This window comes from Mesobacillus subterraneus, assembly GCF_023715485.1.
Taxonomy (GTDB): domain Bacteria; phylum Bacillota; class Bacilli; order Bacillales; family Cytobacillaceae; genus Mesobacillus; species Mesobacillus subterraneus_B.
Window position 1 is genome coordinate 44,789 of sequence record NZ_JAMBOF010000023.1, and the last position, 12,904, is coordinate 57,692.

Annotated in this window: 9 protein-coding genes; 2 read left to right on the plus strand and 7 right to left on the minus strand. The window is 44.7% G+C overall.

Features of this window, described 5'->3' with window-relative positions; genetic code table 11:
• Positions 1-13: 13 nt before the first annotated feature.
• The 7 genes from M3204_RS21750 to M3204_RS21780 all read right to left on the minus strand — a co-directional run bounded on the left by M3204_RS21750 (position 14) and on the right by M3204_RS21780 (position 10,387).
• Entirely contained in the window at positions 14-1,585 is a 1,572-nt protein-coding gene (locus M3204_RS21750; protein WP_251487883.1) for a fatty acid--CoA ligase, read from the minus strand.
• A 420-nt stretch (positions 1,586-2,005) separates the two neighbouring features.
• Positions 2,006-3,160 carry a thiolase family protein gene (locus tag M3204_RS21755; protein WP_251487886.1) on the minus strand — a complete coding sequence of 385 codons (1,155 nt, stop codon included), beginning with the start codon at positions 3,158-3,160 and terminating at the stop codon, positions 2,006-2,008.
• 117 nt (positions 3,161-3,277) lie between these two features.
• Complete coding sequence (locus M3204_RS21760; RefSeq protein ID WP_251487888.1) at positions 3,278-4,423, minus strand: acyl-CoA dehydrogenase family protein; 1,146 nt, start codon at positions 4,421-4,423, stop codon at positions 3,278-3,280.
• A gap of 28 nt (positions 4,424-4,451) precedes the next feature.
• Entirely contained in the window at positions 4,452-5,975 is a 1,524-nt protein-coding gene (locus tag M3204_RS21765; RefSeq protein WP_251487892.1) for a class I adenylate-forming enzyme family protein, read from the minus strand.
• Positions 5,976-6,210: 235 nt separating this feature from the next.
• Entirely contained in the window at positions 6,211-8,259 is a 2,049-nt protein-coding gene (locus M3204_RS21770) for a sigma-54-dependent Fis family transcriptional regulator (protein ID WP_251487895.1), read from the minus strand.
• Positions 8,260-8,461: 202 nt separating this feature from the next.
• The gene (locus tag M3204_RS21775) at positions 8,462-9,229 is read right to left on the minus strand and encodes a 3-hydroxyacyl-CoA dehydrogenase (RefSeq protein ID WP_251487898.1); all 768 of its coding nucleotides are present in this window, start codon (positions 9,227-9,229) and stop codon (positions 8,462-8,464) included.
• Between the two features lie 240 nt (positions 9,230-9,469).
• Positions 9,470-10,387, minus strand: coding sequence for a DMT family transporter (locus M3204_RS21780; protein ID WP_251487901.1), 918 nt, complete (start codon positions 10,385-10,387; stop codon positions 9,470-9,472).
• 339 nt (positions 10,388-10,726) lie between these two features.
• On the opposite strand from M3204_RS21780, the gene M3204_RS21785 reads away from it, so the two are divergent.
• Positions 10,727-11,602 (plus strand): hypothetical protein, encoded by an 876-nt coding sequence (locus tag M3204_RS21785; RefSeq protein ID WP_251487904.1) that lies wholly within the window; start codon positions 10,727-10,729, stop codon positions 11,600-11,602.
• Positions 11,603-11,628: 26 nt separating this feature from the next.
• Positions 11,629-12,904: hypothetical protein (locus M3204_RS21790; protein ID WP_251487907.1), on the plus strand; the 1,276-nt coding region annotated here is incomplete at its 3' end.

Here is a 12,904-nt window from a genome sequence, read left to right on the forward strand (position 1 = left end):
AGATTCCCTTCCATTAAGTCGGCTGTCCTTTCGAAAACAATTCTTCCATTTGCTTTCTAAGCATGAATTTCTGGATTTTTCCGCTCGCATTCCGAGGCAGCGCATCGACGAACAGATATTTCCGCGGGCGCTTGTAATTTGCCAGGCTGTCACTTTCTTTGCACCATTCATCCAAATTTTCTTCGGTTACATCCGGATCTTTTTTTACAACAAAGGCTGTGACGCTTTCACCCCAGCGGTCATCCGGCTGGCCAACAATCGCGACATCAAGGACACCTTCATGGGCGTGGAGTACATCCTCCACCTCACGCGGATAAATGTTTTCGCCGCCGCTGATAATCATGTCGTCAACTCTGTCCTTGACCCAAAGATATCCCTCTTCGTCCAGGTATCCAATATCACCGGAATGGTACCAGCCTTTATACATCGCTTTTTCGGAAGCTTCTTCACGATTAAAGTAGCCAGACATCATGCATGGACCTTGGACGATGATTTCTCCGCTTTCACCAGGAGGCAGTACATCATCGGGATCGGATGGGCCATCTTCGTTCGGCCGGACTATCCTTATCTCATGGTTCAAGCAAGCCTGCCCGGCTGCACCTGCCTTTGTAAGCTGGTCGTCTTCAGAAAGGAAAGTGATAGCTGGACCCATTTCCGTCATCCCATAGGCCTGCACTAGCTTGATGCCCAGCTTGTCATGGCAGGCATGGACGAGCGAAGGCGCCATAGGTGCTGCACCATAAAGGCCTAGCTTCAGACTTTTAATGTTATAGTCTGCCAGATTCTCCTGTAAAAGCATGTTCCACATCGTTGGTGCCGCAAAGAACTTGGTTACTTTTTCAGAATCGATCAACTCCAGTACTTTTTTCGGCGCGAATTGATGGAGGATGACATTGCTTCCGCCAACATGGATTCTTGGCAGGAAGGCGCAATGAAGCTCAGCGCAGTGGAACATTGGTGCCGTAACAAGACCGACATCAGATGCTCCTAATTTTGTAGAGCCGACAACAATCAAACTCTGCTCGACCATATTCCGATGTTTGTGCATGACACCCTTTGGACGGCCTGTCGTCCCGCTTGTGTACATGATTGCGTACAAATCATTCTCATCCACTTCAATATCAACTGCCACCGGCTCTGCGGATTGCACCTTTTCATGGTAGCTCACCGCATACTCAGGCGTTTTCTCGTCAATGTACCAGAAGGAAATGTGTGGGAAACGATTTTCGATAGAGGCGATGACAGGCTCCACAGCCTTCTCGAACAGGACGACCTTTGGTTCGGCATCACTTAAAATAAAGGAGACCTCTTCGCCCATTAGCCGGAAATTGATTGGATTGAAGACAGCTCCGATTTTCGCACAGGCAAAAAACGCTGTTCCTAATTCCTCCGTATTGAAGGTGAAGGTTGATACTCGGTCGCCTTTCTTCACTCCTTCTGCAAGAAGCGCATTGGCAAGCCTGTTCACCTCAGCATTCCATTCACTGTAAGTTAAGCGGACATTTTTGCGGACATCATAGAGGGCTTCCTTGTTCGGAAATTTCAATACGGTCAGGTCAAAAATCTTGCCGATCGTCGTGCTCATTTGCATTCCTCCTAATAAAATGTCGATTTCTTGCTTTACTGAGTTGTTTTATATTAAAGGCTTGCTGCTGTCATGCATGTCGGTAATTCTTGGTTTCTGATTGGCTCATTGGTTACCGCTTTTTCCGATCTGGGCGCTTTTTGGGCGCCAATAAGGCGTATTGGTTACCACTTTTTCTGATCTCGGCGCTTTTTGGGCGCCAATGAGGCCTATTGGTTACCACTTTTTTAATCTGGGCGCTTTTTGGGCGCCAATAAGGCGTATTGGTTACCACTTTTTCTGATCTCGGCGCTTTTTGGGCGCCAATGAGGCCTATTGGTTACCACTTTTTCCAATCTGGGCGCTTTTTGGGCCCCAATAAGGCCTATTGGTTACCACTTTTTCCAATCTGGGCGCTTTTCGGGCGCCAATAGAAAATTCTTAATCCAATCGCTCAATGATCGTCGCGTTGGCCATACCGTGTCCTTCGCACATCGTCTGCAGGCCGTAGCGGCCGCCAGTGCGTTCAAGCTCATGCATCATCGAGATCATCAGGCGGGCGCCGCTTGCACCGAGCGGATGTCCAAGAGCAATCGCACCTCCATTTGGATTCAGCTTTGCCGGGTCAGCACCTGTTTCCTTCAGCCATGCCATGGGCACCGGGGCAAATGCTTCGTTGACTTCGAATACATCGATGTCTTCCAGCTTCAGACCAGCTTTTTTCAGAACTTTTTCAGTGGCTGGGATTGGCCCTGTCAGCATCAGCGTAGGGTCCGAACCGACGACAACTCTTGTGTGCACCTTAAAGCGTGGTTTCAGTCCCAACTCTTCCGCCTTCGTACGGCTCATTAGCAGCAGCACAGCCGCCCCATCACTAATTTGACTGGAGTTTCCGGCATGGATGACACCGTCTTCTTTAAATACTGTTTTCAATCCGGCAAGTACTTCAGGCGTTGTCCCTTCCCTTGGACCTGAGTCCTCCGTCATTAATGTTTTCTCGCCGTTTTCGAAGGTAACCTCGATCGGCATGATTTCATTTTTAAAATAACCCTCGGCTTGGGCTTTCAGCGCCCGTCGATGGCTTTCTGCCGAGAATTCGTCGAGATCAGTGCGGGTAAACCCATATTTCTCGGCAATCCTTTCCGCAGACAACCCCTGGTGGATGACTTCATAGCGATCTTTCAGCTTTGGACTGAAAGGAACAGCATTTTGATAGTTTGAACCCATCGGTACTCTTGACATATTTTCGACACCGCCAGCTATCACGACATCCATGTCTCCGGCCAAAATTGCCTGAGCTGCGAAATGAACAGCCTGCTGGCTTGATCCGCATTGTCGGTCTATTGTCGTCCCCGGAACTTCAATCGGGAAGCCGGCAATCAAAGCTGCAACCCTGGCAATGTCTCCAGCCTGCTCGCCAGACTGGGTGACACAGCCCATAATTACGTCTTCTACTAAACCGCCATCAATGCCAGCCCGTTTTACAACCTCTTTCAATATCTCGGCAGCAAGGTCATCCGGCCTGATATCCTTCAACAGACCTTTTCTCCTGCCAACTGGTGTCCTGACACCTTCCACAATCACTACTTCACGCATCGTTTACATCTCCCTTTCTGCTAATAGAATCTGTTAATCCGAACCCAATTTCAACGGGACTCTATTATTCTGTTACCATTACTTGTTAAACTTGTTAAGCCTGTTAAACCTGTTAATCTATAATCCTAAATTTTTAGCGATGATCGTCTTCATGATTTCATTCGTTCCTGCGTATATACTTGCCACTGGAATGTCCCGGAACCTTCTGGCAATTTCGTATTCTTCCATATAACCGTATCCGCCATGGAGCTGCATACATTCAGCCGCAATTTTACGGGCGCTGTCAGTCAGCTTCCACTTAGCCATTGACACTTTTGTCACGATATCCTTGCCTTCGATATGCTCGGCGATGAGCTGGTCAAGGAATGCCCTTCCCATTTCGATTTCTGTCGCCATCTCAACAATCTTGAATTGTGTGTTCTGGAACTTGCTCACCGGCTTGCCGAAGGCTTCTCTGCTTTTCACATATTCAATCGTCTGCTTCAGCATTACCTCTGATGCGGTCTGGGCGGCGATGGCGACAAGCAGGCGCTCCTGCTGCAGCTTCTCCATCAGATAAAGGAATCCCTTTCCTTCTTCGCCGAGCAGGTTTTCCTTCGGCACACGGCAATCCTCGAAAATGAGCTCTGCTGTATCCTGGCAGTGCAGGCCCACTTTATTCAGCTTCCTCCCTCGGGAAAAGCCAGGAGTATCGCGCTCAACGACCAGGAGACTGACACCTTTATGCTTCGGGTTCGCTTTTGGATCGGTTTTGCAGGCAACGACTATCAAGTCAGACTGGATTCCGTTTGTAATGAATGTTTTTTGTCCATTTAAAATGTAGTGGTCACCATCAAGGATGGCGTTTGTCTGGATGTTCGCCAAATCCGAACCTGTACCAGGCTCAGTCATTGCAATCGCAGTGATCATCTCACCTGTCGTGCATTTTGGCAGCCAGCGTTTTTTCTGCTCATCCGTCCCGTAAGCAGTGATGTACGGAACAACAATATCATTATGGAGTCCAACTCCAACTAGACCAGAGCCCACACGCTCAAGTTCTTCGTTGATGACGACCGCAAATCCCCAGTCAACCTCGCTGCCGCCATACTGTTCATCAATATCCGGGCAAAGATAACCCTGCTCGCCCATCTTTGTCCAGAAGGAGCGCGGAATCATCCGCTCCTCCTCCCATTTTTCGTAAAATGGATAAGCTTCCTTCTCTAAAAACTTCCTTAACGACTTGCGGAATATTTCGTGGTCATCAGTTAAATAAGGGTGTTTCATTTTTATCTCCCCTTTTCTATCAACCCTATTAAAGCTTCACTTCATTCAGTTTTTGGCGAAGCTGGTATTTCAGTATTTTTCCAGAAGCATTTCTGGGCAGTGCTTCTTCGATAAAAATCCTTCTCGGAACTTTATAGCCTGCTAGTTTTTGGCGGCAAAAGCTCTTAAGTTCCTGCTCATCTACAACAGAACCCTGCTTTGGCACAATTACCGCGCAGACCGCTTCTCCCCAAACCTCATCAGGAAGTCCGATAATTGCTGCTTCAAGCACAGCAGGATGTTCATAGAGAACTTCCTCAACCTCGATCGAATACACGTTTTCCCCGCCAGAAATGATCATATCTTTTTTCCGGTCGACCAATGTGATATAGCCTTGTTCATCAATCGTTGCCAGGTCGCCTGTATACAGCCAGCCGTCCTTGATTGTTTTTGCTGTTTCTTCCGGTTCCTTATAATATTCCTTCATGATCGACTCGCCCTTGATGACGAACTCTCCGACGGCACCTGGTTTGATGTCCTGCCCTTCTTCATTGACAACCCTCGCTTCAGTCAGGAAAGCAGCCTTGCCACCTTTGCCGAGATGGTTTTTATGCCCATCAGGTCCCAGGAGGATTCCTCCCGGCCCGGCTTCTGTCAGTCCGCATAGATTGTAGAACTGGTCAGTCCTGAACAACTCCATGCTTTTGCGGACAAGCTCTGGGGCCATCGGTGCCGCACCGTAGCCGCATCTTTTTATTGAAGAAAGGTCGTATTCTGAAGCATTCGGCACCTGCAGCATAAAGTTATACATCGCCGGAACTCCAAAGAAATGGGTGATTTTATGCTCCTGAATTGCTTCAAGCGTCTTCACCGGATGAAAGTCTCGATGAATGATATGAGTTGCTCCAAGCACCACTCCTGAAATCAGGAATAAGTTCAGCTGTGCTGAATGGAACAACGGCGCGATATGGAGAATCCGCTCCTCCTGGTTGATGCCCATGCTGATCATCATCGTCAGCCCGACATTAAAGACTCTTTTATGGTCAAACAGCGCGCCTTTCGGTTTTCCAGTTGTTCCCGAGGTATATAAAATTTCAAGGTCATCATTGTCACTGACTTCTATCGGGGGATTTTCTGAACTAACAGCCAACACTCCATGATAAGAATGATGGCCCACTGTTTTAGGAGTTCCAGTCGCAATAACATGCACTACCCGTGTTCCTTCTCTGGCAGAAGTAATGATGTCCTCGAATTCATCATCACAAATGACCAGCTCCGTGCCCGACTGCTCTAGTATGTAATGGACCTCAGATGCTGTAAGACGGAAATTAACCGGTACAATAACGGCGCCAATTTTAGCACCAGCAAAAAAAGCAAACACAAACTGATCCGAGTTCTTCATCATCAATGCAATCTTTACACCTTTGCGAATGCCAAGACCAAGCAGCCCGTGCGCCAGTTTATTTACTTCCTCATTAAACTGCTTGTACGTGTACCTTCTGCCATCGCATTCTATTGCAAGCTTCTCTGGAGTTTTCCTTGCATTTTGAGCTAAATATGACCCGATATCCATACTCAATTTCCCCCTTTGTAAAATCGCACTCCGTTTGTAAGCGTATCCATTATTCTATATGCAAAAATTATGCCAATTTTCCGAAAACAGAAAACACACTAGTATCAAGGGAGGATATATGTGTTTAAAGTGTTAGGTGTCCAAATAATGGACACCTATTTGGACAGTCCGAACAATTTTCTTGATGACGGACAGTAATTTTGAATTTCGGCCTTATTCCAGATCATGGTTCTTCCTATACAGACAGCTGATATTTCTTGATTTTTTCATAAAGACCGGAGCGACTGATTCCCAACAGCCTGGCTGCTTTTGCTTTATTACCATTCGCCTGGGTCAAGGCCTTTATGATGGCACCTAGTTCAGCATCCTCGGCTAGGCTGACTTTTTGTATAACAGGTTTTGAAATTTGCGAGATTAAATAGTCAGGCAGATCCTCGGCCTGGATTTTTCCATACTCAGCAAAAGTCATCGCACGCTCAAGGACATTCCTCAATTCACGTACATTTCCCGGCCAGTCGTATTGGAGCAATGCCGACTTGGCCTGCGTGGAAATTCCTGTGATGCTCGTTCCAAGCATCGAATTCAATTCCTTCATTAATTTTGTGATCAAATGTTCTACGTCCTGAACTCGCTCCCGCAATGGAGGGATGTTCAAGGAGATGACATTCAGGCGGTAGTATAAATCCTCCCTGAACTCTCCTTCTTTTACCATCTCCTCTAGATTGCGATTAGTCGCGGCAATAATCCGGACATCAACCTTAACTCTGACATTTCCACCCACACGGTAAAATTCGCGTTCCTGTAGGACTCTCAATAATTTAGCCTGAAGGGAAAGCGACATATCCCCGATTTCATCAAGGAAAAGCGTGCCGCCATTGGCAAGGTCAAACTTTCCGATTTTGCCTCTCTGCTTCGCTCCTGTAAAAGCTCCTTCTTCATATCCGAAAAATTCCGATTCGAGCAAATCCTCTGGAATCGCCGCGCAATTGACGACGACGAACTTGCCATCACTCCTGGCACTGCTGTTATGGATGGCATGCGCAAACAGCTCTTTTCCCGTCCCGCTTTCACCTCTGATCAGCACTGTCGATCTGCCTTTGGCTGCTTTTGCGGCGCTTTTCTTCAATTTTTCCATGTAGGGATCTTCACTGAAAATATGGTCCCACGTGAATCTCGCTGATTCGGATTTTTGCAGCTGCTGGTGGTAAAAACTTGCCTTGTTTTCAGCTTTTTGAAGCTTTTTGAACAGGTCACTTACTTCATTCAGCTGGCGGAACATCACCTTGCCGATCGCTCCGATTACCTTGCCATCCTTCTTGATTGGGATTCTGTGAACGATATATTTAATACCATTCCGTTCATTAAAATCGCTTACCTCAGCTGTTTCTGTTTTAAATACATTGCTAAGCTTCAGCTGCGGGAGTACCTTTTCAATTGGCTTATGTAACACTACTGATTTTTCAAGGTTAAACAACTCCAGCAGCGGCGGGCTTACCATCGTTATCACATTCTGCTCATCGGTCATCAGGATTCCATCATAGGCATGTTCAAGCGTCGTTTCGATGGTTAATTTCAATTTTTTAACCGTCTGCAGCTCCTCGGCCATTTTTTCAATTTCTGAAATGTCCTGTAAAAGAATGATTTTCCCTTGCCTGTGGTTGACTGTTTCATATGGAGAAATATGCAGGATGGATTTTAATTTTTCATAATGATAATGCGCATCGCTCTCGTTTGGCAAGCCAGGAATCACTTCGTCGAGGTGCTTTGAATTGATGGACTTTAATGACCGTCCGCTAATTTTGGAAAATGCTTCGTTTGCGTAAATGATTTGAAAGTTCTCATCCGTCATCAAAACCCCAATATTCGAATGCTTTAAGACCGTCTCCAGCTGGTCCTTTAACGTGTTCTCTGATTTTAACAAAGCGAGCACCATTTCTGTCTTGGTTAGCAGCCCTATCACCTTGTTATTTTCATCAAGAACCACCCCGGTCCCTACCTTGCTCGTTTTTACAATTTGTTCGATTCGACGATATGGCGTATCAACTCTGATTGTCTGTACGTCTTTTTTTATGTATTGATGAATCGGTTTCTCAAGGGGATGGCCATCAAGAATCATCTGATATAAGCCACTCCTCGTAAATACACCCTGCAGATTACGGCTATTGTCTGTCACAGGAAGCAGATTCCATTTCTTCTGCTTGAAAATTTCAAGTGCGGCCCTCATTGATGTTTCTTCAGTAATTTGGCAGTCAACAGGAGTGACAATATTCCTGAATTCAATCATTCACTTCCCTCCTTTATTAAATTTCTGAATATTCAATCTGATATTACCATTATAATGGTTCCTCTCATAAAGGTACACTTTTAGAACCCTAAAAAACCTGCTCCAAGTACACACTAGATTAATTTCCCTACGATTCTTTTATAAAAAATAGCCCTTTCCAGGTGGGAAAGGGCCTTAAAAATTAGCAAAACAATGATTCGAATTACTTAGGCTGCATTCGAATCGCTCCGTCCAGGCGAATTGTATCTCCATTCAGCATCGGGTTGGTGATGATGCTTTCGGCAAGGTGAGCATATTCCTCGGGGTAACCTAACCGCTGCGGGAATGGCACCATTTTTCCAAGGGAATTTCTTGCTTCAGCTGGCAATGAATCGAACATTGGTGTATGGAATAAACCTGGAGCAATCGTCATTACCCTGATACCGTACGATGCCAGCTCCCTTGCGATTGGCAGTGTCATACCGACTACTCCACCTTTTGAAGCGCTGTAGGCAGCCTGCCCGATTTGGCCGTCAAACGCGGCAACCGATGCCGTATTAATTATGACACCCCGCTCCCCGAGTTCATTAGGCTCGTTCTTGGACATCTGCTCAGAAGCAAGCCTGATGACATTGAATGTGCCGATCAAGTTGATCGAGATTACCTTTGAAAACATGTCCAGCGAATGGACACCTTTTCGTGAAAGCAGCTTGGCAGCAATCCCAATGCCTGCACAGTTTACTACAGTATTAATGGAACCGAATGACTCGATTGCCTTACTGATAGCAGTCGAGACATCTTCCTCGCTCGTTACATCCGTTTTAAAAAATATTGTACCTTGGCCCAGTTCCTCAACAAGTAACTGCCCTCTTTCTTCTGCTAAATCCAATATCGCAGCCTTGCCGCCCTGTTTGATGATCTTTCTTACCGTAGCCTCCCCCAATCCAGACGCTCCACCGGTAACAATCGCTCTTATTTTACTCATTTCCATTTCCAAAACCTCCACTATATTAAAAATACTATTTTTAAAGAAAGCAAGAATCATGCCAAGACAGTTTTGGTTTAAAAATAAGAAATACTGAAGTTAGAGTGTCCAGAATCTGGACAGTGTTTATGAAAAATGGACAGGCGCATTCTTAAACTAGGTATAAAATTAGATAAAAAGATTTTTTCATTTGCGTTCTTAAAAACAACAAAATGCAGAGCGATAGCCCTGCATCCAATCATTCTATTAAGCTGCGTTCCGCTTTGCCCTGTTTCTCAACATCAATTCCTCGAGCGCTCCTGAGCCAAAAATTACGCCAGATATGATGAAGATCAGTCCAAGAAGATGTGAGGACGTAATGCTTTCCCCAAGGAAGATAGCGGCGAACAAAATTGAAAGAAATGTATTTAAGTTCAGGAAAATGGATGCTTCTGCAGGACCCGCCTGGCCGATTGCGTAGTTGTACAGCATATGGCCGACCGCCGTTGCAAATATAGCTGAGGCGAAAAAGATACTCCATAAACCTACCGTGCCATTACCCAAACTAGACAATCCTTCCGGTTCCTTCCACAATCCAATGAAAAATAATAAAATTGACCCGAATACGAGCATGTATCCAGTCAACAAACGCGGGTCCAGGGTTTTTGCTGCCTTTGAGATGATGATAAAGCTGATGGCCTGCGAAAGAATCGAGAGGAATACATAAAAGTCACCTAGCGACATGCCCGAAAAACCTGTACTTCCTGCGAGCACCGTCAACGTAACGCCAATCCCTCCGAATAAAAAGCCAAGCGTCCGGACAAATGTCAGCTTCTTTCCGAGGAATAGAATAGCCATCAACGCAGTAAGCAATGGACCAAGGCCAAGGATCAGCCCGCCATTGACCGCAGATGTCTCTTTTAAGCCAATGCCCAGGAAAAGGTGATGCCCGGTGACATTCAGGATTCCTCCCCCGATTATATAGAGCCATTCCTTTTGTGATGGCCTACGAACCTTTTTTAAGAAAAAGAGAATGATAAAAACCGTTAGCCCTGCCGTGAAGACGCGAAGAGAAGTAATTGTGATCGGCGGGAAGTTCCCTACAATCACCTTAAGCGCTGTCACGTTCAGTCCCCACAAAATCATGATTCCGGTAAGAATCAGATAGATTTGCAAATTTTTCATGTATATCCTTCTTTCATTTAAACGATTAAAGCATAACTACCATTCTACTACTTTTTTACAAAAGGGCAAGAGATAGGAAATTGTAAGTTGCTGGGACATTCCGAATCTCTCCTTTTTAAAAAACCTGCAGCCTAATGAAGTAAATTTCCATGACTTCCTTGGTTTTAATAAATTGTTCCAAAAACTAAGGAAATAGGAATCAGGACTTTAAACATCTATAAGTGAAAAATATAGTCGAATAGAACGGTTTATTATAAAAATCCGCAAAAACCGACAAAAAGAGGTTTAAATTCCGGAATGCTATCCTTGAAAGAATAATACTGGAAAGGAGGTGAAAGGATGAACTTCCGACAACTGATCATCACTGGCTTTATTGCAGGGGCAGCTATATTAATGCCAGACATTGCTTTTGCTGAAAAGGGTCCAGATGACAAAAAGCCTGGACAGCCTTTGACAGCGGTGCAGCCTACTCTGCCAGACAAGGCTGAGAATGCCAAAACTTCTGAAAAAAAACCAGCAGAACCTGTTGTTCAAAAACATCAGGTACAAATTAAGCCTGTTAATGACAAACCAGCTCAGGCAAAAATCGTTGTGAAGCCTGCTGAGATTGGGAACTCAAATGGACAAGCTAAATCAGTTAATAAAAATGAGAAAGCTTCCAAAGTAAATTTGATTAAGAAGACGCACCAGGAAAAGCGAGATTCGGCAAAAGAATTTGAAGACCGTAGCAATAAGCAACTTAATAAAGCTGCTGTAAAATCCATACATAATGAAAGTGAATACGCAAAAGATACAAAGCGTAAATCACCTGGTTTGAAGGAAAAGGTTGAACCATCACAGGACTCAACAGTAACACCAGTATCCCAAAAAAGAACCGTGACTGTGGAAAGTGGACAAGCTCCTCCATCAGAAAGAGATGAACGCGATTCATCCCAAAAGGAGAGTTCTCCCAAGCGTGAAAACGTGCCTAACCTTCCTTCACGCACCAAGACCTCAGGGGGGTCTTCAAGCGACCGGACAAGTAATGGAAATACCAGCACTGCCTTTAGCGATAAATGGTTTGTTTGGGATGAATATTTTAATGTGAATCTCTTACATCCATTTACATCACGTGTTGCTGTTTATCGAAGCCAGTGGGTCAATGCCCCTCCTTCCCCGCCACCGCTTCAAGCTCCTGTTTTTTTACCGTATACCGACGCAATTAGCCACGGATAACGATAATAAAAAGGGAGCGTTATTAAATGAATAATTATATTAATGGAACTAAAGTTGTTAAGTCTTTTATGTTAGCTGGAGTATTGTCAATTGGAGTACTGACTGGAGGCCACTTCACTCAAGCTGCCGGCCCAGAAAAAGTTAAGGTTGAACAATCTCATGCAGTTAAACCAGTAAAGGTACAAACTGTTAATAATAAAAAGGCTGTTGTAAAAGCAACACCTGCAGTTCCAGCAAAGCCTGCTGTCAAGGCTCAGCCAAAAGCTGAAGATAAAGAAAAAGCAACGAAATCACAGGCTAGCATTCATGCAAGCGAAACAGCTAAAAAGCATGCAGCACCAAATGCTGCAGTTCATACAACTGTTCAGCCAGCACCTGCTGAAGAAATACCAGCTGAAGAAGTAGTAACTCAAGAACCAATTGTTGAAGAGGTTGTTGAAGCAGAACTAGTGGTAACAGAAGACACTGAAAAAGAGGCTGATTCAGACGATGCTGCTGAACTAAAGGCAGACGCTAAAACAGAAGATGATGAAGAAGATACAGATCTTGATACTGATACAGAAATGAAAAAGGAAGATGATGAAGAAACAGATGATGAAAATTCTGAAGACATCGAACTTGATACAGATGCAACTGTAAAAACAGAAGATGATGAAGATAATGACTCTGATTCTGAAGACATCGATCTTGATACGGATGCAACAGTGAAAACTGAAGAAGATGAAGTTGTTGTAGATGAAGATGCAGAAGAAGAGGACGAAGAAAAAGTAAACCCTTCTGCAGAAAACAAAGCGAAATCTAAAGCTTTCCACGCAAGCGAAACTGCTAAAGAGAAAGCTAACGAAAATTCAGCTGTTGCTTTGTCTGTAGAAGTTACTGATGAGGAAGCTACTGAAGAAGAAGTTGCTGAAGAAGAAGCTACTGAAGAAGATGTTACTGAAGAAGAGGTTACTGAAGAAGATGTTACTGAAGAAGAAGTGACTGAAGAAGAGATTACTGAAGATGAAGTAACTGAAGAAGTTGTTACTGAAGAAGAAGTGACTGAAGAAGAGGTTACTGAAGAAGAGGTTACTGAAGAAGAAGTAACTGAAGAAGAGGTTACTGAAGAAGAGGTTACTGAAGAAGAGGTTACTGAAGAAGAAGTAACTGAAGAAGAAGTAACTGAAGAAGAAGTAACTGAAGAAGAAGTAACTGAAGAAGAAGTGACTGAAGAAGAAACGAAAGTATCTCCTTCTATTGCTAACAAAATGAAGTCTAAAGCTTTCAACGCAAGCGCAACTGCTAAAGAGAAAGCTAACGAAA

Coding starts and splice junctions, on each gene's coding strand:
- M3204_RS21750 (WP_251487883.1), bottom strand. CDS start 1,585: ATGAGCACGACGATCGGCAAGATTTTTGACCTGACCGTATTGAAATTT.
- M3204_RS21765 (WP_251487892.1), bottom strand. CDS start 5,975: ATGGATATCGGGTCATATTTAGCTCAAAATGCAAGGAAAACTCCAGAG.
- M3204_RS21785 (WP_251487904.1), top strand. CDS start 10,727: ATGAACTTCCGACAACTGATCATCACTGGCTTTATTGCAGGGGCAGCT.
- M3204_RS21755 (WP_251487886.1), bottom strand. CDS start 3,160: ATGCGTGAAGTAGTGATTGTGGAAGGTGTCAGGACACCAGTTGGCAGG.
- M3204_RS21780 (WP_251487901.1), bottom strand. CDS start 10,387: ATGAAAAATTTGCAAATCTATCTGATTCTTACCGGAATCATGATTTTG.
- M3204_RS21775 (WP_251487898.1), bottom strand. CDS start 9,229: ATGGAAATGAGTAAAATAAGAGCGATTGTTACCGGTGGAGCGTCTGGA.
- M3204_RS21770 (WP_251487895.1), bottom strand. CDS start 8,259: ATGATTGAATTCAGGAATATTGTCACTCCTGTTGACTGCCAAATTACT.
- M3204_RS21760 (WP_251487888.1), bottom strand. CDS start 4,423: ATGAAACACCCTTATTTAACTGATGACCACGAAATATTCCGCAAGTCG.